Annotated in this window: 21 protein-coding genes; 7 read left to right on the forward strand and 14 right to left on the reverse strand. The window is 61.7% G+C overall.

What is annotated here, in order from left to right; genetic code table 11:
- Window positions 1-18: 18 nt before the first annotated feature.
- On the reverse strand, window positions 19-996 hold the full coding sequence (locus ACQY1P_RS08760; RefSeq protein ID WP_430256120.1) for an L-threonylcarbamoyladenylate synthase: 978 nt from the start codon (window positions 994-996) through the stop codon (window positions 19-21).
- A 33-nt stretch (window positions 997-1,029) separates the two neighbouring features.
- Window positions 1,030-1,650 (reverse strand): DUF6656 family protein, encoded by a 621-nt coding sequence (locus tag ACQY1P_RS08765; RefSeq protein WP_113109585.1) that lies wholly within the window; start codon window positions 1,648-1,650, stop codon window positions 1,030-1,032.
- 407 nt (window positions 1,651-2,057) lie between these two features.
- Between ACQY1P_RS08765 and ACQY1P_RS08770 the strand changes: the two genes are divergently transcribed.
- Complete coding sequence (locus ACQY1P_RS08770; protein ID WP_430256123.1) at window positions 2,058-3,302, forward strand: aromatic ring-hydroxylating oxygenase subunit alpha; 1,245 nt, start codon at window positions 2,058-2,060, stop codon at window positions 3,300-3,302.
- 75 nt (window positions 3,303-3,377) lie between these two features.
- Here ACQY1P_RS08770 and ACQY1P_RS08775 read toward each other — a convergent pair whose 3' ends face one another.
- Window positions 3,378-4,388, reverse strand: a complete 1,011-nt coding sequence (locus ACQY1P_RS08775; protein WP_430256125.1) for a transporter — start codon at window positions 4,386-4,388, stop codon at window positions 3,378-3,380.
- 203 nt (window positions 4,389-4,591) lie between these two features.
- Between ACQY1P_RS08775 and ACQY1P_RS08780 the strand changes: the two genes are divergently transcribed.
- The 3 genes from ACQY1P_RS08780 to ACQY1P_RS08790 all read left to right on the forward strand — a co-directional run bounded on the left by ACQY1P_RS08780 (window position 4,592) and on the right by ACQY1P_RS08790 (window position 7,579).
- Complete coding sequence (locus tag ACQY1P_RS08780) at window positions 4,592-6,373, forward strand: acyl-CoA dehydrogenase (protein ID WP_430256127.1); 1,782 nt, start codon at window positions 4,592-4,594, stop codon at window positions 6,371-6,373.
- A gap of 31 nt (window positions 6,374-6,404) precedes the next feature.
- Complete coding sequence (locus ACQY1P_RS08785; protein WP_430256679.1) at window positions 6,405-7,160, forward strand: crotonase/enoyl-CoA hydratase family protein; 756 nt, start codon at window positions 6,405-6,407, stop codon at window positions 7,158-7,160.
- A gap of 92 nt (window positions 7,161-7,252) precedes the next feature.
- Window positions 7,253-7,579 carry a hypothetical protein gene (locus ACQY1P_RS08790; protein WP_430256129.1) on the forward strand — a complete coding sequence of 109 codons (327 nt, stop codon included), beginning with the start codon at window positions 7,253-7,255 and terminating at the stop codon, window positions 7,577-7,579.
- Between the two features lie 10 nt (window positions 7,580-7,589).
- Here ACQY1P_RS08790 and ACQY1P_RS08795 read toward each other — a convergent pair whose 3' ends face one another.
- From ACQY1P_RS08795 to ACQY1P_RS08805, 3 genes are all read right to left on the reverse strand, one after another.
- Window positions 7,590-9,194, reverse strand: a complete 1,605-nt coding sequence (locus ACQY1P_RS08795; RefSeq protein ID WP_430256131.1) for a peroxidase family protein — start codon at window positions 9,192-9,194, stop codon at window positions 7,590-7,592.
- Between the two features lie 133 nt (window positions 9,195-9,327).
- Window positions 9,328-10,575 carry a class I SAM-dependent RNA methyltransferase gene (locus ACQY1P_RS08800; protein ID WP_092661441.1) on the reverse strand — a complete coding sequence of 416 codons (1,248 nt, stop codon included), beginning with the start codon at window positions 10,573-10,575 and terminating at the stop codon, window positions 9,328-9,330.
- The gene (locus ACQY1P_RS08805) at window positions 10,572-11,321 is read right to left on the reverse strand and encodes a TlyA family RNA methyltransferase (protein WP_174195742.1); all 750 of its coding nucleotides are present in this window, start codon (window positions 11,319-11,321) and stop codon (window positions 10,572-10,574) included. Before ACQY1P_RS08805 ends, ACQY1P_RS08800 begins: the two co-directional genes overlap by 4 nt.
- Window positions 11,322-11,453: 132 nt before the next feature.
- Between ACQY1P_RS08805 and ACQY1P_RS08810 the strand changes: the two genes are divergently transcribed.
- A complete protein-coding gene (locus tag ACQY1P_RS08810; RefSeq protein WP_430256133.1) occupies window positions 11,454-12,464 on the forward strand; it encodes a DUF4424 domain-containing protein in 1,011 nt (336 codons plus the stop codon).
- 73 nt (window positions 12,465-12,537) lie between these two features.
- On the opposite strand, the gene dxs is transcribed toward ACQY1P_RS08810, so the two are convergent.
- The 5 genes from dxs to ACQY1P_RS08835 all read right to left on the reverse strand — a co-directional run bounded on the left by dxs (window position 12,538) and on the right by ACQY1P_RS08835 (window position 16,688).
- The gene (gene dxs, locus ACQY1P_RS08815) at window positions 12,538-14,457 is read right to left on the reverse strand and encodes a 1-deoxy-D-xylulose-5-phosphate synthase (RefSeq protein ID WP_430256135.1); all 1,920 of its coding nucleotides are present in this window, start codon (window positions 14,455-14,457) and stop codon (window positions 12,538-12,540) included.
- Window positions 14,458-14,751: 294 nt separating this feature from the next.
- Window positions 14,752-15,036: a HepT-like ribonuclease domain-containing protein gene (locus ACQY1P_RS08820; RefSeq protein ID WP_062453653.1), complete on the reverse strand. Its 285-nt coding sequence runs from the start codon at window positions 15,034-15,036 to the stop codon at window positions 14,752-14,754.
- A 67-nt stretch (window positions 15,037-15,103) separates the two neighbouring features.
- On the reverse strand, window positions 15,104-15,415 hold the full coding sequence (locus tag ACQY1P_RS08825; RefSeq protein ID WP_430256137.1) for a nucleotidyltransferase family protein: 312 nt from the start codon (window positions 15,413-15,415) through the stop codon (window positions 15,104-15,106).
- 68 nt (window positions 15,416-15,483) lie between these two features.
- Window positions 15,484-15,750 (reverse strand): exodeoxyribonuclease VII small subunit, encoded by a 267-nt coding sequence (locus ACQY1P_RS08830; protein WP_062454826.1) that lies wholly within the window; start codon window positions 15,748-15,750, stop codon window positions 15,484-15,486.
- Window positions 15,751-15,755: 5 nt separating this feature from the next.
- Window positions 15,756-16,688, reverse strand: coding sequence for a histone deacetylase family protein (locus ACQY1P_RS08835; protein WP_062579411.1), 933 nt, complete (start codon window positions 16,686-16,688; stop codon window positions 15,756-15,758).
- Window positions 16,689-16,821: 133 nt separating this feature from the next.
- On the opposite strand from ACQY1P_RS08835, the gene ACQY1P_RS08840 reads away from it, so the two are divergent.
- Entirely contained in the window at window positions 16,822-17,220 is a 399-nt protein-coding gene (locus ACQY1P_RS08840; RefSeq protein ID WP_062453650.1) for an acyl-CoA thioesterase, read from the forward strand.
- Window positions 17,221-17,224: 4 nt separating this feature from the next.
- On the opposite strand, the gene ACQY1P_RS08845 is transcribed toward ACQY1P_RS08840, so the two are convergent.
- The 3 genes from ACQY1P_RS08845 to ACQY1P_RS08855 are packed head-to-tail and all read right to left on the reverse strand — an operon-like array spanning window position 17,225 to window position 19,097.
- Window positions 17,225-17,788 carry a biotin transporter BioY gene (locus ACQY1P_RS08845; RefSeq protein WP_062453649.1) on the reverse strand — a complete coding sequence of 188 codons (564 nt, stop codon included), beginning with the start codon at window positions 17,786-17,788 and terminating at the stop codon, window positions 17,225-17,227.
- 29 nt (window positions 17,789-17,817) lie between these two features.
- Window positions 17,818-18,423, reverse strand: a complete 606-nt coding sequence (locus ACQY1P_RS08850) for a CbiQ family ECF transporter T component (RefSeq protein ID WP_430256139.1) — start codon at window positions 18,421-18,423, stop codon at window positions 17,818-17,820.
- Window positions 18,420-19,097, reverse strand: coding sequence for an energy-coupling factor ABC transporter ATP-binding protein (locus ACQY1P_RS08855; protein WP_430256141.1), 678 nt, complete (start codon window positions 19,095-19,097; stop codon window positions 18,420-18,422). The genes ACQY1P_RS08850 and ACQY1P_RS08855 overlap by 4 nt, the downstream gene beginning before the upstream one ends.
- Before the next feature lie 109 nt (window positions 19,098-19,206).
- On the opposite strand from ACQY1P_RS08855, the gene ACQY1P_RS08860 reads away from it, so the two are divergent.
- The gene (locus ACQY1P_RS08860) at window positions 19,207-20,397 is read left to right on the forward strand and encodes a winged helix-turn-helix domain-containing protein (RefSeq protein WP_430256143.1); all 1,191 of its coding nucleotides are present in this window, start codon (window positions 19,207-19,209) and stop codon (window positions 20,395-20,397) included.
- The last annotated feature ends 46 nt before the right edge of the window (window positions 20,398-20,443 follow it).

Raw genomic sequence — 20,443 nt, forward strand, 5'->3', positions numbered from 1 at the left:
TTTTCTCCTGGGCTTGTTTTATTCCCGCGGGGCTGCCGCTCGGACCAGCCGGTCGTTGATGGCTTCTCCAAGCCCGGTATCGGGAATGGCTGTGACTGCAATGCGCGTCGCCCCCACCGCATCGGCTTTCTTCAGATAATCGAACAGATTGGCGGCTGCCTCGGCAAGATCGCCGGAGGGGCTGAGGTCGAACACTGCCTTCGCCTGCTCGATGCCCTCGATCGGATCCGATCCCAGCCGGATCAACGCCTCGCCCGGCGCCACATGGGTCGCATTCAACCGCACGGCTGCCGATGGCGCATAATGCGAGGCGAGCATGCCAGGCGCTTCGATGATCGCCGCCGGTCCTTCCGGACGAATGACCGCACGACCAATCAGCGCCTCGATCTCTTCAGCGGCAACGCCACCGGGACGCAGCAGCCGGACTGTTTCGCCCTCGACGCGGATGATGGTCGATTCGACGCCGACCGACGACGCGCCGCCATCGAGGATCAGTTTCAGCTTGCTCCCGAGATCACCAGCGACATGGCCGGCACTGGTCGGGCTGACCTTGCCGGACGTGTTGGCGCTCGGTGCTGCCAGCGGCTTGCCGAAGGAGCGGATGAGATCGGCGGCAAAGCCGAATGGCAGGCGGATGCCGACCGTATCGAGCCCTGCAGTTGCGAGCGGATGGATACCGCTTTTTGGAATGAGCGGCAGGATCAGCGTCAGCGGCCCCGGCCAGAAGGCTTCCGCCAGCCGACGCGAGATCGGATCGAACGATGCATACCGCTCCGCCATCGCGACATCGGCCATATGGCAGATCAGCGGGTTGAAGCGCGGCCGCCCCTTGGTTTCATAGATGCGCGTAATCGCGGATGGATTGGTGGCGTCGGCTGCAAGCCCGTACACCGTCTCCGTCGGAATGGCGACCGGGAAGCCTCGCGACAGCACGGCGCACGCTTGGTCAAGCGCGTCGTTCCTGTCCGTCCTGATGTCGATGATCTCTGCCGTCATGTCCCGCTGTGCATAGCGCGGACTGAGACCGCGTTAAAGCGATTTGATGATCGCCCGCACCGCCTGGTCGGGCGCGCCCAGCATCAGAACGTTTTTCAGCGCTTCCTTCGGGTCGGTGGTCCGAAACAGAAGACCGTTCTTGCGGATGCTGCGGTCGATCTTCATCGACTGATCCGGGTCGCTTTCGGTCGCCACCGCGAAATACATGCGGGAATACTGGGTGTTCACCCTCTTGAAGAACTCGTCCTCATCGCCGATCTCGGCCAGGAAATTGGCGATGTAGAAAGACCATTTCACCTTTGCCTTCGGCGAAAACAGGGTGCTTGCGGCGGTAACATGGCAATAGCCGAGATGCGGGGTCTGCTCCAGCGTGCGGTGGAACACCATCTTCGGAAACTGGATCGAGTGATGGAAGCCGTTGATCCGTTGATGCGTGCGCTCGCCGGCGGACTCCAGCTTGAACCCGGTCCGCTCCGCCACTTCGTCATAGGTGAGATAACGGCGTTCCTTGGGAAGCCACAGCGGCTGCGCCCTGGAAATGCGGCCTGTGCGCAGGAACTCCGAATGCCCGATCGCGCTCGTTGGCGCCGAAACCGGCACCGGCGGAATTGGCCGGTTCGCGTCGTAATAGCGTAGCTTTCCGGTCGTCTGCATGCGGCTGGCCCCTTCGCGCAAGAAGAAGTCTAGCCGGAGCGGTTTAACAGCCGGTTTACGTCTCAACGCACCGCGAGAAGCACCCTGTCCCCCCACTTGTCAGCGGAAAACCGAAGCCGTCATGTGAGCCATCGTCGTCAATGCGTTTTCCGATGTCGCAATGTCGCCTGTGCGACAGGCAGCGCGAGTGCTTAAATCGGCGAAACTCATGGAGTCGCCTCGGGCTAGGGACGGCGTTAAATTGGGAAGCCGGCAGGCGTGACGAGAACCCTCGGCCGATCCGGTGCCAGTCTGGGGACGTGATTGACGACCGATCGCGGTGGACGTTCGGGGTAGGATTGGGGGCAGGAGGTCTGTCCGCATGACCCCCCAAGTCTTTCGCTAGTGGAATTGACGAGGAAGACACGATGGACATTCACAGCCAGGTTCTGCGGCAGCTCAACAATCGCCGCGAAGGCTTCAGCCTCGAACAGCCCTTTTACATCGATCCGGATTACTACAAGCTCGATCTGGAAATGATCTGGTATCGCGACTGGCTGTTCGTCGGCCATGATTGCGAAATCCCGAAGGCCGGCAATTACGTGACGCTGCAGATCGGCGACTATCCGGTCCTCGTCCTGCGCACCCGCGAAGGCGAGATCCGTGCCTTCCACAACACCTGCCGCCACCGCGGCCACCGCGTCTGCACCAAGGATAGCGGTTCTGCGACCCGTCTTGTCTGTCCCTATCACCAGTGGACTTACCAGCACGACGGCACGCTGATGTCGGCGCGCCATATGGGCGATGACTTCGACAAGAAGCAGTTCGGCCTGAAGCCTGTCCACTGCGAATCCGTCGCCGGCTATATCTTCGTCTGCCTTGCCAATGAGGCGCCCGATTTCGCACCCGTCCGCGCGACGATCCAGCCCTATATGGCGCCGCATCGGCTGGCCGAAACGAAGGTTGCGGCCAAGAACACGATCATCGAAAAGGGCAACTGGAAGCTCGTCTGGGAAAACAACCGCGAGTGCTACCACTGCGCCGCCAACCATCCGGAACTCTGCCGCACCTATCCCGAAGCGCCGACGGCGACGGGCGTGCAGGGCGCCGGCGACGATCCGTTCATTTCCGAGCACTGGCAGCGCTGCGAGGCGGCAAACCTGCCAAGCACGTTCAACATGTCGACGGACGGCCAGTACCGCGTCGCCCGCATGCCGCTCATCGAGGATGCCGAAAGCTACACGATGAACGGCCGGCCGGCGGTTGCCAAGGCGCTGTCGGAAGACGTGACGATCTCCCATATCGGCACCATGCTGATGTTCCACTATCCGACCACCTGGAACCACATGCTGGTCGACCACGCGATCTCCTTCCGCGTCATTCCGATCGGGCCGGAAGAAACGGCCGTCACCACCACATGGCTCGTCAACAAGGATGCGGTTGAAGGCGTCGACTACACGGTCGAGGAACTGACCCACGTCTGGAACATGACCAACGACCAGGACCGCCAGATCGTCGAGGAAAATGCCTTCGGCATCCGCTCGCCGGCCTACGAGCCGGGTCCCTATTCGGAAGCGCATGAAGGCGGCGTCATGCAGTTCGTGGAATGGTACGCGAACTTCATGACCGATCGTCTCAAGGGCGATCAGACCAAGCTTCACGCCGTCGCCTGATCCGGCGAAAACGCGCACGATAAGTCACAGCCCGTCCGGCATGCCCGGGCGGGCTGATTTCGTTTTGCCATTCTCTCAGAAAATTCCCGTCCGCTTCAGAAGCCACCAGGCGATTGCCGCCGAAAGCACCATGAAACCCAGCGCGAAGGCCGTGCCGTGCAGACCCTCGGCAAACGGCAGCGACGACGTGTTCATGCCGAAAAAGCCGGTCACCAGCGATGGCGGCAGCAGGAAGGCGGTCATGATCGAGAGTATGTAGAGATGCCGGTTGGTTTCCGATGCCTGTTTGGAATCGATTTCCTCGTGCAGCAGCCGGGCCCGATCCTGCAGCGCATAGACATCGTGATCGACGGCCTCGAGCCGGCCGATCAGCCGTGAGGCGATATCGTCGAACCCGGGCGGCATATCCTCGTCATCGGCAGCCGCCGCGCGTCGCATCAGCGACAGGGTCGTGCGCAGGTGCCGGTGCAACCGCACCACCATACGCCGCACGGGAGCAAGCCGCCGGCGCTCGTCGCGCGGCACGTTGTCGTAGACGAAATCCTCGATCAGGTTCAGCTCTTCGGTAAATTCCATCACCATCGAGATCATCGTGCGCTGGAATTCGGCCACCAGCGTCTCGAACAGGTCGAGCGGCCTTTTGTAGCGACCGGCATTCTTCTCGATGGCGCCGCGCACCCGGTCGACCGAACGCAGCGGCTGCAGCCGGGTGGTGATGATCACCTTGTCGGAGGCGAAGAAATGCAGCCAGCCGATATCGCGGGTGTCGCAGTCGAACTCCCGCTGGAAATCGATCAGCGTGCCATAGACGGACTGCTCGTCCAGCGTGATCGACGCATGCGTTTCATGGGTGGTGAGCGCGACCGCTGCGGCCGCCGGAAGGCCTGGAAAATTCTCCAGAAAGGCGCCGACCCGCAGGTCTGCCAGGTTGAGATGCAGCCACAGGAAACCGGTGTCGATCGCAAGGTCCGACGGCGTCGCCTCCAGCGAAAGCCTTGAGCATGTGCCAGCCTCGCCGGGACGGAAATGATAGGCCCAGACAAGCCCTGGCGTGGCGGGAATAATCGGAGAGTTTATCGGAGGCATGGACTGAAGACCTGCAAGCATGACGCCCCTCATTAGGCGCTATGTGTGACACCTGTTGCAACGGGGATTTATCCGTATCCTGATCGAACAACCCGGAGGGAGCGATTGACAACCGCGTTTACGTTTACGTAAAAAGCCACAGGGAGTTCGGTGGTCGCAGCTGCGGCATCGTCCGGAAGAATTGTCAATTTGGGAGAAGCGACATGTACAAGGCACCCGTGGAGGAGATTGCCTTCACCTTGAACCATGTAGCGGGGCTTGCCGACGCGTTGGAAATCGGCCGCTTCGGCGACCTCTCCCCCGATCTCGTCGATGCCATCCTGGCAGAAGCCGGTCGCTTTGCCAGCGACGAAATGGCGCCGCTGGGCGATATAGGCGATCGCCAGGGCGCGCGGCTTGAGGACGGCGTGGTGAAGACGCCGGATGGCTGGCCGCAACTTTATCGCCAGTGGCGCGAAGGCGGCTGGAACGGCCTGACGGCACCGGAAGCGTTCGGCGGTCAGGCGCTGCCGCATATGCTCAACGTCGCGACGCTGGAAATGTGGAATTCCGCCTCCATGGCCTTCGCGCTCGCGCCGACCCTCACGATGGGTGCGATCGAGGCGCTGGTTGCCCATGGCAGCGACGATCTGAAAGCTATCTATCTCGAAAAGATGGTCTCGGGCGAATGGACCGGCACGATGAACCTGACGGAGCCGCATGCGGGCTCCGATGTCGGCGCGCTGAAGAGCCGTGCCGAACGAAACGCCGATGGCAGCTACCGTGTGTTCGGGCAGAAGATCTACATTACCTGGGGCGAACACGACGCTGCCGACAATATCATCCACCTTGTCCTCGCACGTCTCCCCGATGCGCCGGCCGGCACCCGCGGCATTTCGCTGTTCCTCGTGCCGAAATTCCTGGTCAGCGATGATGGCTCGCTCGGTGAGCGCAACGACGTGTTCTGTCATTCGATCGAGCACAAGCTCGGCATCCATGGCTCGCCCACTTGCACGATGATCTATGGCGACGGCAAGTTCGGCGATGGAACCGGCGCGATCGGCTATCTGATCGGCGAAGAAAACCAGGGCCTCGCCTGCATGTTCACGATGATGAACAACGCGCGTCTCGCTGTCGGCATGCAGGGTGTCGCAATCGCCGAAGCCGCGACCCAGAAGGCGGTCGCCTATGCGTCTGATCGAACCCAGGGCAGGGCGCCCGGCTCGACCGGTCCGCAGATGAGCCCGATCATCGAGCACCCCGATATCATCCGCACCCTTTTGACCATGAAGGCTTTGACGCAAGGGTCACGCGCCATCTGCTTTGCCTGCGCCCACGCGATCGACATGTCGCATCATCAAGAAGGCGATCAGGCCACCCATTGGGTCGAGCGCGCCGCACTTCTGACGCCGATCGCCAAATCCTTCGCCACCGATTGCGGCGTCGATGTTGCCTCGCTCGGCATCCAGGTGCATGGCGGCATGGGCTATATCGAGGAAACCGGCGCCGCACGCTATCTCCGCGATGCCCGCATTGCCCCGATCTACGAGGGCACCAACGGCATCCAGGCGATCGATCTCGTGCTGCGCAAACTGCCGCTTTCCAAGGGCGCGCAGGTTCGGACCTTCATCGGTGAACTGCGCGATATTGCGCAGAGAGTGGAAAGCCTCAACGCATCAGGCTTCGGCAGCACGGCTGAACGGCTGAACGCATCGATCAACGACCTCCAGGCCTCGACCGACTGGCTGCTGGAAGCGCAGGCCTCTGGCCGCGTGGCGGAAGCGCTTGCGGGCGCGACGCCCTACCAGCGTCTGTTCGGCCTCGTCCTGACCGGTGCCTATCTTGCCAAGGGCGCGCTTGTCGCATCGGAAGACGGGTCGGGCGAGAAGCGCGTGTCGCTTTGCCGGTTTGCCGCCGAAAACATGCTGTCGGAGACCGCAGCCTTGAAGGACCGCGTCATCGCCGGTGCCGAGAGCCTGGAAGCCGCACGCATCGTGCTTGCCTGAGGAGAATGCCGTGAGCGACGCCACTCCATCAATCGACAACCACGTCCTGATCGAACGCCCTGCGGACTTCGAGGGCGTGCTCACGATCCGCTTCAACCGCCCGGAAAAGAAGAACGCGATCACCTCGTCCATGTATCACCGCATGACGGCGGCGCTTGCGGATGCCAATAGCGACGACACCATCCGCGCCGTCGCTTTTCTCGGCACCGCAGGCTGCTTTTCCGCCGGCAACGACATGGCGGATTTTCTGGCCCACGCGGTATCGGGAACGGACGAACCGCCGGCCGCAGCGCTCTTCATCCGGGCGCTGGCGCTCGCCGAAAAGCCGATGGTATCAGGCGTCGATGGTCTGGCGATCGGCATCGGCACCACGCTCAACCTCCACTGCGACCTGACGATCGCCTCGTCCCGCAGCCTGTTCAAAACACCCTTCGTCGATCTGGCCCTCGTACCCGAAGCAGCCTCCAGCCTTCTGGCGCCAAGGGTGATGGGCCACCAGCGCGCCTTCGCGATGCTCGTTGCCGGCGAGGGCTTTTCCGCCGATGCCGCGCGCGAGGCGGGCCTTGTGTGGAAGGTGGTCGAGCCAGAGGCGGTCGAGGCGGAAACGCTGGCTCTCGCCGCAAAGCTTTCGGCAAAACCACCGCAGGCCTTGAAAATCGCCCGCGATCTGGTGCGCGGCCCCCGCGACGAAGTGCTTGCCCGCATGGACGAGGAACTGACGCATTTCTCCGCCCGTCTGAAAAGCGCAGAAGCCCGCGCCGCCTTCGAAGCCTTCATGCGGCGTTAACGCTGAGTTGTATCAAAGTTCCAGCCACGCCGTGCCTCGCCTTCATTCGCAGGGCGAGCGTGGCTAGATACTCCTCAACTGAGGAGCAACTCATGCGTATTATCCTGACCGGCCTGCTGAGCCTTGCAACTGTCGCCATCTCCTGCCTTCCAGCCGCAGCCGCTGGTCCGGCCTTCAGCGCGTTCGCCAATGAGGCGAACGCGCCGATCACTCTGATCCAGAGCCAGCAAAGCCGGGATCTGATCGACCAGACGGACCGGCGCGACCGGCATCGTCAGCGTTATGTCTGCGTCGTGCCACCGCGCCAGAGCGACGACCGCACCCGTCCCTATGTCTGCCGCGCCGACGAAGGCCGCGTCGGCGGCACCTGCCGCTGCTCTGGTGTCACAGGCACCGGCAGGCTCGATCTCGACGACTAGAGCGTTTCCGTCAGCCGTCGACCTTCTCTTCTGCGGATTGCGGCACAGCCGCCCCGAGAGGATTGATGTCACCGACGAACTTGACGAGATCGGCCATGGTAAAGTGGCCGTCCGTTTCGCTCGGCAGATCCGGCTTCCAGTCGGAGCGCAGCCACAGGAACGATTCGTGGTCGCCATGCACCATGCCGAGGAATGTTTCGGCGATGATGGTGGATGCCATCGGCCCCAGCCGTCTTCCCTTGTTGAAGACCTCCGCTTCCTTGAGAACGTAATACCACAGCGGTGTTTCCTCGAGCATCTTGTGCTGCTTGGCCGCCTTGCCGTCGGGACCCGTGGCAATCTGCTCGGGCGTCAGTGGCTGAAGACCCATGGCGCGACAGATTGCTTGCCCGGAGGGAAGTCCGATCTGTACGCCGCGACGCAGGTTGCGGAAGGCAAGGTCGAATTCCCGCGATGCAACCGAGCCATCACCAGGTCCGCCGGGCAGGGTGTGCAGGGCGGGTGTGATGAACGGGTCCAGTCGCCGGCTGTGGTTGATGGCGAAATTAGTCTCCTTCTCGCCTTCGGGCGTATCCAGATCGTAGAACCGCCGCCAGTCGACCACCCAGTTCGACGGGAGCGCGGCAAACCCGACGCCCGGGTCGTTGGCGAGCTCGCCGGTAATGTTCCCGGACTTTCCGGTGAACAAGAACAGAAGGTCGAGCGTCGCGTTCGCAAGACTATCGGCTGTAGGGTTGAACACCCGGTTGTGGCTATAGCTTTCCCGTACCATCGAATGGCCGAGCCGGTAGCACGCGGCGCCGAATTCGGCGGGCATATAGGGCCGCTGCTTGAACCGGTAGAACCGCCGACCCTCCTTCTTGATCTTATGGATCAAGCCGGGCTCGGTCAGACGTTCCACGAAATCGAACAGCACAATCCACTGGTAGTGCCAGGTGACGATCCGCCGAGCCTCTTTGAAGAGCGCGGTACCCTTAAGGTCAGGCCTTTCCGCTGCGACCTTGTCGAACACCTTGTTGTGAAACTTCAGCATCAGCAGATGCGTCTGTGCCACCAGCAGGTTCTCATCGTTGCGTTCGTCGAAGATGAGCGCGTGGCCCTCCTGGTTGCGCGGAAGGTCGTTGGGAAGATCCGGGATCGCAGCGCCTTGCTGATCCGATGACGCCGCTGCCCGTCCGATCAACAGTTTGCCGGAAGTTTGCAGCGTTTCGACGTCGCGTTGGTAAAGATAGGGATGGATACCCGGCCCATCGCCGTAGAGCGAATCGAGATCGAGCGCCGGTGTCCGGAAGTTGGTGGTCGCCTTCGGGTCGGCATGCTGCTGGTCGAGAGGCGTCGTGTCGAGCGTAATATCATGGTCGATGAACTGGCCAAGATAGGTGTAGCCGGCCGGGATATTCGGGTTGTCCTTGCCCGGTTCCGGATTGCCGTCGTCGAGCAGTTTATCCGCCATAGACTTGGCCAGGGCGGCAAGCGCATCGTCGCTTGCCGAAAACGGTAAGAGATTGGGAAACATGATCCCGAATTTCCCGGGATCACCGATGCCGTCGAAAGAATGCAGCGTTTCCGGCTTCATGCCGCGCACGCCATGCCCATGCATTGCGATCTGTGCCATGCTTTCCCCCCTTGGAGATCGCACTGGCGGCAAGTCATTTGCCGCCTTGGATGCGACACGGGAAAGCTACGCCTCTATGGCTAGGTTGTAAACCAAGGTTGCACAACCGAATTGCGTTCTGTCAAGACTAGCGTCAAACTTTGCTGAGCAGCGCGACGGCCTCGACATGCGGCGACCAGAGAAACTGGTCAACCGGGGTCACGGAGACGATCCGGTACCCGGCATCGACCAGGATCCTCAGGTCGCGTGCGAGCGTCAGCGGATTGCAGCTGACCGCAGCAATCGTCTTGATGTTCGACCGCGCCAGTTCCTTGACCTGCACTTCGGCACCCGCCCGCGGCGGGTCGAAGACGACGGCATCAAAGTGCTTCAGGTCCATCGGGATCAGCGGCCGGCGGAAGAGATCGCGCTTCTCGATGCTGACGGGCTTCAGCCCCTGGCTGTTGCGGGCCGCATGGTCCAGCGCCTTCAGTGCCTTGTCGTCGCTTTCCACCGCGTGCACGCGTGCCGTTCTCGCCAGTCGCAGCGCAAATGTGCCCGAGCCGGCAAACAGGTCCAGTACCCGCTTGGCCTTGCCCATATGGCCATGCACCAGCGTCGCCATGGCTTCCTCTGCCTCTTTCGTCGCCTGCGTGAAGCTACCGGGCGGAGGAGAAACTTTGACGCCACCAAAATCGATCACCGGCTTTTGCGGCTCCAGCACGATTTCGCCATTGGCCGAAACACGGGCGATGCCCTTCAGCGCCAGAACCGTCTCGGTCACCTTGCGGCGCTGCTTGTCCGAGAGCGGCTTCAACCCCTCGGCCGCGATATCGAGACCGGAGAGGCTTTCCAGCACCGAGATGCGGAACGTCTCCGAGCCGGTTGCGAGCGCCATGCCGATCGCGCGGATCGCATCAAGCCGCGCCACGATGCCGGGCGCGGCGATCGGACATTCGACGATGGAGATGATATGGTTCGTTTCTGCCCGGTTGTAGCCCAGCAGAAGCTCCTTCTCCGTCTTGCGCGCGGAAAACACCGTGCGCCGCCGCTCGCCCGGATGACACTCGACCGTCTCCTTGACGTCGGGCGTCAGGCCCTTTGATTTCAGCGCGTCGATGACGAGCTGGCGCTTGAAGTCATTATACGGCGCCTTGGCGAGATGCTGCAGCGAACAGCCGCCACAGGCATCGCCATCGGGTCCGAAGTGGCGACAGACCGGTTCGATCCGGTCCGGCGAAAGGTTGCCCGTTGACATGACCGTGCCGTGGTCGCCATTGCGGGCGATCGCCAGCGTTTCGCCCGGAAGAGCATAGGGAACATAGACCGGCCCGTCCTCGCCATTGGCGACACCGTCGCCCTGTGCGCCGAGACGGTTGATGGTGACGTGAACCGTGCTCATTCCGGCTTCCGTCCTGCCAGAAGAAACTCTTCGTTGCCATCACCGCCGGCAATCGGCGAGGGGATCAGGCCAAGGCTTTCCCAGCCCATGTCCTCCACCAGCCAGCGTTCCAGTTCTGCTGCCACCGCCGGCGCCGTGTCCGGCTCCTTCAAAAGGCCGCGCTTTCCGATCGCATCGCGGCCGGCCTCGAACTGCGGCTTGACCAGCAGCGCGCAATAGCTGCCCGGCAGCGCCAGTTCCAGCGCCGGCGGCAGGGCCAGCTTGATGGAGATGAAGGACACGTCCGACACGACGAAATCGATCGGCCGGTCGTCGATATCGTCGGCCTCGAGATAGCGGGCGTTGACCCCCTCGATATTGCTGACGCGCGGATCATCGGCAATCCGCGGATGCATCTGCGCGTGGCCGACATCGAGTGCCGTCACATGTGCTGCGCCGCGGGCGAGCAGGATTTCGGTAAAGCCGCCTGTCGAGGCGCCCACATCGAGACATTCGCAACCGGTCGGATCGAGCTTGAAGTGATCGAGTGCGGCAACCAGCTTCAGCGCCGCGCGCGACACATAGGCGCTCGCGGGATCGTCCATCTCGATCTGCGCTGTCGAGGACACGATCTGTCCGGACTTGGTAATGATGCGACCGTCGACCTTGACGGTGCCGCGGGCAATCGCGTCGCGCGCGCGTGAGCGGCTGTCGACGAGGTTGAGGGTGACCAGAAGCTGGTCAAGTCTTTGTTGAATGTCTGACATGCCTTCCCATGACGCGGGCGAGCCCCGCACGCAAGACAAAATCGCGTTTCGACCTGCCGGACAAGCCTCAGCCGGCCTTTTATAGTTCGCGCCTTCTGCCTATTGTTGCCGCGCCAACCGGGAGGGGAATGGATGAGACGCTGGACAATTGCCTTCGGGGCCACGCTGACGGCCGGCCTGCTTTTGGCTGCACCGCCGCTTATCGCCAATGATACGACGGCGGAACTGACGACCGGCGGCCTCGTCTATGTCCAGACCGCCGATATCACGATGGCCGAAGAGCATCTTCACCTCTCACGAGAGGAAGTCCGGGTCGACTACATCTTCAGGAACGACACCGACAAGGATGTCGAAAGCGTCATCGCCTTCCCGATGCCGGACATAACTGGCGGCGCCCAGAGCGACATAGCCTATGGCGACCCGGAAGCCGACAACTTCCTCGGCTTCACGGTCCTGCAGGACGGCCGCGAGATCAAGCCGCAGCTCCAGCAACGCATCGTTGCCACCGGCATTGACCGCACCGAAGACCTCGTCGCCCACAAGGTACCGCTTCTGCCCTATAGCGACAGAACCACCGAGGCCCTCAAGACCCTGCCCGATGACGTCAAGGCCGACTTTCTTGCCAAGGGCTTGGTCCGGATAGATCGCTACGATGCCGGAAAAGGCTGGCAGGAGGACATCACGCCGGCATGGACGCTCCGCTCCGCCTATTGGTGGAAGACGACGTTCCCCGCGCAAAAGCCGGTCAAGGTCAGCCACCGCTACAAACCGAGCGTCGGCGGCACGGTGGCCATGACCTTCATCGAAAACGGCAAGCCGGCCTATGAGCACGCCCGCTACGTCGAACGCTACTGCATCGACGACAGCTTCATGAAGACAGCTGCAAAGCTCCAAGCCGCAGCTACCAAGGGCGGCCCCAACTATACCGAGCAATGGTTATCCTACGTGCTGACCACAGGTGCCAACTGGTCCGGCCCGATCGGCAAGTTCCGCCTGACAATCGACAAGGGCAACGCCCGTGACTACGTCAGCCTCTGCGCCGACAACATCAAGAAAACCGGCCCAACAACCTTCGAGATGACCGCCGAGGATTTCACCCCGGAGAAGGACCTCCACGTGCTGTTTCTGACGGCGGGGGAGTAGCGAACAAACTCGCCCGGACGAACATTTCTAGCGCGTCCTGTCTCGATACGGACCGGGGATGTGATCGTCGGATTTACCCCGCAGCGCCAACCCCGACCTGGGTCTTGCCCAGCGCATTGAACACCGTCTTGACGATGCCGGCGCGGTCGAGGCCGGCTTTGGCGTACATCACGTCGGGGCTTGCCTGTTCCATCCACACATCGGGCAGGACAAGCGAGCGAACCTTCACACCTTGATCGAGCAGGCCTTCGGTGCTGAGGAATTGCAGCACATGGCTGCCGAAGCCGCCGACGGCGCCTTCCTCGATGGTGACAAGCACTTCGTGATGGCGGGCAAGCTGGCGGATCAGGTCGTGGTCGAGCGGCTTGGCAAACCTGGCATCGGCCACCGTTGTCGACAGACCGGCGGCATCGAGATCTTCCGACGCCAGCAGACAGTCCTTGAGGCGCGTGCCGAACGACAGAAGCGCCACTTTCGAACCCTGCTTGACGACGCGGCCTTTGCCGATTTCCAGGATCTGGCCGCGTTCCGGCAGCTCGATGCCGACGCCTTCGCCGCGCGGATAGCGGAACGAGATCGGGCCTTCGTCATAGGCTGCGGCGGTGCGCACCATATGCTTCAGCTCAGCCTCGTCGCTTGCGGCCATCACGACCATTCCGGGAAGCGTGGCGAGGAAGGTCGTGTCGAACGAACCGGCATGGGTCGGCCCGTCAGCACCGACGAAACCGGCGCGGTCGATCGGGAAGCGCACCGGCAGACCCTGGATCGCCACGTCGTGGACAACCTGGTCGTAACCGCGCTGCAGGAAGGTGGAATAGAGCGCGCAGAACGGCTTGAAGCCTTCCGTCGCAAGTCCGGCCGCAAAGGTCACGGCATGCTGCTCGGCAATCCCCACATCGAACGTGCGGTTCGGAAAGGCAAGCTGCAGCTTGTCGAGCCCCGTACCGTTTGGCATCGCGGCAGTCACGCCGACGATCTTGTTGTCGAAACCGGCTTCCTGGACGAGTGCGTCGCCGAACACGCTGGTATAGGACGGCGCATTCGGCTTGGCCTTGGCCTGCGCGCCGGTGATCACGTCGAACTTGTTGACGCCGTGATACTTGTCGGCCGCAGCTTCGGCAGGCGGATAACCCTTGCCCTTCTGCGTCACGACATGGATCAGGACGGGACCCCGGGCATTGTCGCGCACATTGCGCAGCACCGGCAAAAGATGCTCGAAGGAATGACCGTCGATCGGGCCGATATGATAGAAACCCATCTCCTCGAACATCGTGCCGCCGGTCACATAACCGCGGGCGTGTTCGACGGCACGGGTGATCGCCCGGTCGATGTTCTTGCCAAGATAGCCGGTCAGCTTCTTGCCCACTTCGCGCATGCCCATATAGGTGCGGCCGGAAGCAAGGCGAGCGAGATAGGCGCTCATGGCGCCGGTCGGCGGCGCGATCGACATGTCGTTGTCGTTGAGGATGACGATCAGCCGCGCGTCGAGCGCACCCGCATTGTTCATCGCCTCATAGGCCATGCCGGCCGACATCGCGCCGTCACCGATCACGGCAATCACATTGCGCTTCGAACCGGCGAGATCCGAACCCACTGCCATGCCGAGGCCGGCCGAAATCGAGGTCGAGGAATGCGCTGCACCGAACGGATCGTATTCGCTTTCCGCCCGGCGCGTGAAGCCCGAAAGACCGTCCTCCTGGCGCAGCGTGCGGATGCGGTCGCGGCGACCGGTGAGGATCTTGTGCGGGTAGCACTGGTGGCCCACATCGAAGATCAGCCGATCGTCAGGCGTATTGAACACCTTGTGGATGGCGATCGTCAGTTCCGTGACGCCGAGGCCGGCACCCAGATGTCCGCCGGTCCTGGAGACGGCGTCGATCATCTCGTCACGCAATTCGCGGGCAAGCTTCGGCAGGTCGCGGTCATCGATCTTGCGAAGGTCGGCGGGAAGCTTGACGGTGTCGAGCAGCGGCGTCTCGGGCAGGGGTGTCACGGAGGCTGGCTTTCTCTTCTTTTGTTCTCAAAAGCAACTATCACCCCAACATGAGGATGAAACCGGCTTTTTCAAGTTGTCCACGGAGACAACCTTGCCGCGGTTTTAATCGATTTCAGCTGACGGGCAAGGGGAGGGACTCGGGGAAGGGAGGTTGTCGCCAACGGCACGAACTCCTGGTCGTCATCAGGTACGATGTCGGAGGACCAAGGCATGATCAGCGTTTCAACCGCATCGCAGGCAGATGCATCATCCGGATGGGATCGATGCCCGGGAAGAATGATGTCGGCCTTCCTACAGCGTTTCCTGATCTTCCGGGTAGCGCGCGAGGAAGGTTTCGAGTTCGAAAAGGAGGGGCGGGAGGTGCCGTGTGACAATTGCCCAAGTGGTTTCATCAAGAATATCATCGTATTCATGCCGGAGCATGTTTCCAAAACCCCTGATGGCGCCCCAGTTGTGGCTTGGAAAGATTTCTTCTGCCGTCGAGCCAAGCTTGAAAGAGGCTTCGGAAATTCGTGCTAGACATCGCTCAGACGCATCCCGTGTAATCTTGCTGACAGAGTACGCGTCGAAATCCATACCGTGTGTATATTCGAGAATGGATTGACCGTTCTCGACAATGTCTCGGAAACGGATCAGAGGACGCTTAGTAGGCAATCGCCCTATCCCTCTCCACGCTCCGGCTGAAACGTTTCCGGCGCAACGGTTCGGGAACTATGTCAACGCTCCTTACACCAGTAATGCCAACGATCAGGGCACGTAGCTCTTCGACGGCCGTAAAATACCCCCAGCCAGACTGTATGACCGGCTCTGAAAACGTCACCAGAACATCAAGATCTGACTCGTCCGTCGCCTCGCCACGCGCTACCGAGCCAAATATCGACATCTGCTCCGCGCCTGCGGCGCGCAGTTCGGCCTCGTGCTCCCGAAGCTTGGCGATGACCTGGTCCTTTTCCATGGGGAGACTATAGCGCAGGTCGGGATTTCAGTCGAGATGCAACTCAGGGCTTCATGCGAGTGAAGGCCTCACTCGCCGTCGAGCGGCTCCACGCCCTGCGGCTTGCCGCTGCGGTCGAGGCGGATCTTTTCGATCCGGCTTTCGGCAGCGTTGAGCAGCTTTTCGCAATGCTTCTTCAGCGCTTCGCCGCGCTCGTAGATGGCGATGGATTCGTCAAGCGCCACGTCGCCGCGTTCCAACCGCGCTACGATGCTTTCCAGCTCGGCAACGGCCTTTTCGAAGGAATAACCAGTGACGTCGATCGGAGCGTTCGGCTCGCCTGGGGCTTCGGTCATGTCCTTCATCCTCTCATCAGTCTGCAGATATGCAGGCCGGCCGATTCCGCCAGCCCTTCCAGATCATAGCCACCCTCGAGCAGGCTGACGACCCGGTTGCCGGCGTATTTCCCCGCAATTTCCATCAACCGGCCGGTCGCCCAGTCGAAATCGTCGCCGACCAGATTGATCTGCGCCAGCGGATCGCGGTGATGCGCATCGAAGCCTGCCGAGATCAGCACAAGATCCGGGCGGAAGTTTTCGAGCGCCGGCAGGACGCGGCTCTTGAAGGCATCGCGAAAATGGTCGCTGCCGTCATTGGCCGAAAGCGGCGCGTTGACGATCGTGTTCTTCGTGCCCGTCTCGTCTCTGGCGCCTGTGCCGGGATAAAGCGGCATCTGGTGCGTCGAGCAAAACAAAACGGACGGATCGTCCCAGAAGATGTCCTGCGTGCCGTTGCCGTGATGCACGTCCCAGTCGACGATCGCGACACGTTCGACGCCATAGGTCTGCTGCGCATGGCGGGCGGCGATGGCGATGTTGTTGAACAGGCAAAAGCCCATCGCCTTGGTCTTTTCCGCGTGATGTCCCGGCGGACGCGAGGCAACGAATGCGTTGTCCACCTTGCCGGTCATCACGTCGTCGACGGCCGCGATCGCGCCGCCGATGCCGGTCAGCGCCGCCTGCAGGCTCTTCGGCCCCACATGCGTATCGGCCTCGATCTGCAGGATCGTGTCTTCCTCGGGGATCTTGCGCATCACCCAACGCAGGTGTTCTTCCGGATGCGCCAGAAGCACCGTGTCTTCGTTGGCCTGTGGTGCCTGTTTGCGGTCGAGCTTGTCGAAATTGGGGTGTTCGAGCGCGATGTTGAGCGAACGCAGCCGGTCTGCCCGTTCAGGATGGCCTTCCGGCGTCGCATGCTCGAGAAATATGGAGTTTTCGTAAAGGCGCGTGGTCATTGGGCGGCCTCGTGAGGTATGTTGAGCTCGGACATGGCGCAGAACGGCGATGTTTTCAAGCGCATACCCCTTGCTCTTCACCGGATTTGCCGTGAAGTAGGCGCATTAGGCGTTTTTTGGAGTGCGGGCAGGAATGGCGAAGGATATCGGCAAGACCCATGATTTTCGCGTTGCCTATCGCGATGTGGATCTTAACGGCGAAATGTTTCGCGCTGCCTATATCGGCCTTGCGGAACAGGCGGTCACGGAATTCTGGCACCGCCGCAAGCCGGCAACGGATGACCCGTTCTTTGCGGTCGGCAAGATCTCCTGCACCTATCACATGCCGCTGAAGCTCGGCGATCTCGTCCATACCCATGTCGGAGTGAGCAAGATCGGCGGCAAGTCCGCAGGCTTTATCGTCCGCTTCACGCGCGGCAGCGATGAGGTGGCCGAAGCCGAAATCGTCTGGTCCGCATGCGATCCGGAAACCCGGACGCCGGCCGCGCTGCCCGAAGACCTGCGCGACTGGCTGTATCAGTTCCTCGACTGACTGCTTACGCGCGCTGCGGCAGCAGCGGATAGCCTGCCATCACGGCCCGACCGGCGAGCGCCGCAATCACAGCCTTCAGGACGTCGCCCGGAATGAAAGCGAGCGAGCCGAGAAACGCTTTGACGAAGCCCATGCCGGTGATCAGCGCCAGATAGGTGATGCCGATCCCGTAAAGCACGATCACGCCGCCCATCAGGGCTGCGATAAAGAAGTTCACACCCTGCACCAGCCCTGCCTGGTCGCGACCCACCATGATCTGCGACAGATAGCCGGTTACCATCGCGGCAAACACCCAGCCGATCAGATAACCGGTCGTCGGCGCCATGAAGACGGCAAGGCCGCCGCGGCCGCCGGACAGAACCGGCAGACCGATCGCTGCAAGCACCAGTACCAGGAGGACCGCGATCGTGCCGCGCTTGGCGCCGAGCACGACGCCGGCCAGCATCACGCCGAGCGATTGCGCCGTGATGGGGACGGGAATGAAACCGAGCATGACCGGCGGCACCAGTCCCAGCACGATGATGATAGCGGCAAACAGGGCGGCCAGAACGAGATCACGAGTAGGCAAATAGCTATTCCTTGACGACTGAATCTGTATCACTTCTGCGCACGGATTGCCCGGGCGTCAATTGCGCTGGCAATCTCGTCGGCATTCTTCAATGTGAGGATGATCAGCGGGACGATGATGGAGAGGGTTCGAGGGCGCAACCCTCGCGCGATATGGGCATCGCGGATGGCCTGGTGACGCAGCAGGATTTCCGGAATGAAGCGCAGCACAAGGCCGATCGACAGGCCGATATCCGCAGCTTTTACAAGCCCGAGCTTTTCAAGCGGCAAAGCCGCAAATGTCACTTCCGTAATAAAATCGCCGGTAGTAGTCGTGGCCGTCACCGCGGACGCAAGAAGCGCCAGCGCCGAAAGCCGGAAAAACACGCTGACGGCCTCGACAGGGCTGTTGAAAACCAGCGTGAACAGCGCAACGGCTGCGATGGTGAGGACAAGAACCCGAAGCCGCAGCCAGGATTGCCGCCATCCGATTCGCAGCGAAGCGAAAAGCAGGCCGCTGGCGACCGCACCGACGCCAAGCACTAACGGCGACTGGATCAGGAACAGAGCAAGGCTTGCGGCAGCCAGCAGCACAAGCTTCGCGCGGGCCGAAAGCCGGTGCAGAAAGCCGCTGCCGTCCACGTAAAGTGTCTTCATGCCGCAAGCTCGCGGTAACGGGCGATGGTCTCGGAAGCCGTTCCGTCGCCGGCAAGCCGGCCGTTGTCGAACAGCAGAACCCGATCGAAACCCGCAATGAGATCTAGATCGTGGGTCAGCACGATGACGTTTTCGGGGAGCTCGCTGATCGTGCGGGCCACCAGGTTGCGGTTCTTCAGGTCCAGCTGGTTGGTCGGCTCGTCCATGATCAGAATGTCCGGTTCCGTCACCAGAACCGAGGCGAAGGCCGCGAGCTGCAACTCGCCGCCGGAAAGCTCGTGCGAGCGACGGTCGGCAAGATGTCCGATGCCGAAGCGCTTGAGGATCGCCGTCGTGCGGGCCTCGATTTCGCCTTTCGAAAGCTTGCGCGACGTCAGGCCCAGCGCGATGTCTTCCTTCAGGATCGGCAGGATGATCTGGTTTTGCGGGTTCTGGAAGATGAAACCAACCTGCGCGCGGGCGCGGTCGGTGTCGGCCTTCGTATCGAAGCCGTTGACGACGACATTGCCGCTCGCGGGAGAGACAAGTCCGTTGATCATCCGCGCAAACGTTGTCTTGCCGGAGCCGTTGAGGCCGATCACGCCGATGCGGCGCTCGGTCAGCCGCACCGTCAGCGGATGCAGCGTGACACGCCCGTCGAAGCGGGCTTCGGCCTTGTCGAAATGGATGTCCAATGCCGGTCCTCGGTTGCTGAACGGTCTATATCGCGGCGGGAGCAGAGCGGGAAGGCGGAATGAAAAGTGAACATTGCATCCGGTCCACTGTCGCCCTAGTCTCGTTGCCATGGCGATTCTGATCGACAATGCCCGCGCAAGACGGATTTTCATCGAACGGCAGCAGCTTTCCGCACCGCCGACCCGTGCGCTCAACAAGGCCGGTCTTCTGCAACTGATCGATGATCTGGGCTTCGTGCAGGTGGATAGTATCGCCACCGTCGAGCGCGCCCATCACATGATCCTGTTTTCGCGCAACCAGACCTATCGGCGAGAGCATCTGACATCGCTTCTGGAAAAAGACGGCGAGCTGTTCGAGCACTGGACCCACGACGCCTCGATCATTCCGGCGCGTCTGTTCCGCTACTGGAAGCATCGCTTCCGCCGCCGCGAACCGATCCTGGCCGACCGCTGGCGCAAATGGCATGGCGAGAGTTTCGATTCCGCCTTCGAGGACACGTTCCGGCACATTTCGGAAAACGGCGCGATCATGTCGCGCGACATGAAGATGGAGGATCACAAATCCGGCGGCTGGTGGAACTGGCACCCGAACAAGACGGCGCTCGAATATTACTGGCACACCGGCAAGCTTTCGATTGCAGGCCGGGTGAATTTCCAGAAGATCTACGATCTGACCGAGCGCGTTATTGCCGCCCACCATCACGAACCGGATGTCAGCCACGAGGACTTCATCGATTGGGCCTGCCGCAGCGCGATGGAAAAGCTTGGCTTTGCCACATCGGGAGAACTCGCTGCCTTCTGGGATATCGTCACGCCGGAAGAGGCGAGGGACTGGGTGAAAGCCCATCGCGATGAACTCGTCGAAGTCCTGATCGAAACCGCCGACGACAGCCGCCCGCGCGCTTCCTTCGCGTTCTCAGGCTTTCCCCAAAACCTCGGCGATATTCCAGAACCGCCGGCACGGGTGAGGGTGCTCAGCCCGTTCGATCCGCTACTGCGCAACCGTGACCGGGCGGTGCGGCTGTTCGATTTCTTCTACCGCATAGAGGTCTTTGTGCCCGAGCCGAAGCGGCAATACGGCTATTACGTCTTTCCGCTTCTGGAAGGCGACCGCATGATCGGTCGCATCGACATGAAGGCGGAGCGCAAAACGGGTGTGCTGGATGTCAGGCGGCTGTGGCTGGAAAAGGGCGTCCGGGCATCCGCGGGCAGGCTGGTCAAGCTCGATGCCGAGCTGCAGCGGGTCGGGCGATTTGCCGGCGTGGACAAGGTCGTCTATCGAGACGGCTGGCGGGACTAGGTCCCGTCAGCCGTTTCATCTTTTGGAAGCGCTCAATCCGGGTGAT

Source organism: Neorhizobium sp. DAR64872/K0K18, assembly GCF_050500175.1.
GTDB lineage: Bacteria > Pseudomonadota > Alphaproteobacteria > Rhizobiales > Rhizobiaceae > Neorhizobium > Neorhizobium soli.

What these genes read in the sequence shown, in the direction of transcription:
- ACQY1P_RS08760 (WP_430256120.1), bottom strand. Translation starts at nt 996, where the DNA reads ATGACGGCAGAGATCATCGACATCAGGACGGACAGGAACGACGCGCTT.
- ACQY1P_RS08765 (WP_113109585.1), bottom strand. Translation starts at nt 1,650, where the DNA reads ATGCAGACGACCGGAAAGCTACGCTATTACGACGCGAACCGGCCAATT.
- ACQY1P_RS08770 (WP_430256123.1), top strand. Translation starts at nt 2,058, where the DNA reads ATGGACATTCACAGCCAGGTTCTGCGGCAGCTCAACAATCGCCGCGAA.
- ACQY1P_RS08775 (WP_430256125.1), bottom strand. Translation starts at nt 4,388, where the DNA reads ATGCCTCCGATAAACTCTCCGATTATTCCCGCCACGCCAGGGCTTGTC.
- ACQY1P_RS08780 (WP_430256127.1), top strand. Translation starts at nt 4,592, where the DNA reads ATGTACAAGGCACCCGTGGAGGAGATTGCCTTCACCTTGAACCATGTA.
- ACQY1P_RS08790 (WP_430256129.1), top strand. Translation starts at nt 7,253, where the DNA reads ATGCGTATTATCCTGACCGGCCTGCTGAGCCTTGCAACTGTCGCCATC.
- ACQY1P_RS08795 (WP_430256131.1), bottom strand. Translation starts at nt 9,194, where the DNA reads ATGGCACAGATCGCAATGCATGGGCATGGCGTGCGCGGCATGAAGCCG.
- ACQY1P_RS08800 (WP_092661441.1), bottom strand. Translation starts at nt 10,575, where the DNA reads ATGAGCACGGTTCACGTCACCATCAACCGTCTCGGCGCACAGGGCGAC.
- ACQY1P_RS08805 (WP_174195742.1), bottom strand. Translation starts at nt 11,321, where the DNA reads ATGTCAGACATTCAACAAAGACTTGACCAGCTTCTGGTCACCCTCAAC.
- ACQY1P_RS08810 (WP_430256133.1), top strand. Translation starts at nt 11,454, where the DNA reads ATGAGACGCTGGACAATTGCCTTCGGGGCCACGCTGACGGCCGGCCTG.
- ACQY1P_RS08820 (WP_062453653.1), bottom strand. Translation starts at nt 15,036, where the DNA reads ATGGATTTCGACGCGTACTCTGTCAGCAAGATTACACGGGATGCGTCT.
- ACQY1P_RS08825 (WP_430256137.1), bottom strand. Translation starts at nt 15,415, where the DNA reads ATGGAAAAGGACCAGGTCATCGCCAAGCTTCGGGAGCACGAGGCCGAA.
- ACQY1P_RS08830 (WP_062454826.1), bottom strand. Translation starts at nt 15,750, where the DNA reads ATGACCGAAGCCCCAGGCGAGCCGAACGCTCCGATCGACGTCACTGGT.
- ACQY1P_RS08835 (WP_062579411.1), bottom strand. Translation starts at nt 16,688, where the DNA reads ATGACCACGCGCCTTTACGAAAACTCCATATTTCTCGAGCATGCGACG.
- ACQY1P_RS08840 (WP_062453650.1), top strand. Translation starts at nt 16,822, where the DNA reads ATGGCGAAGGATATCGGCAAGACCCATGATTTTCGCGTTGCCTATCGC.
- ACQY1P_RS08850 (WP_430256139.1), bottom strand. Translation starts at nt 18,423, where the DNA reads ATGAAGACACTTTACGTGGACGGCAGCGGCTTTCTGCACCGGCTTTCG.
- ACQY1P_RS08860 (WP_430256143.1), top strand. Translation starts at nt 19,207, where the DNA reads ATGGCGATTCTGATCGACAATGCCCGCGCAAGACGGATTTTCATCGAA.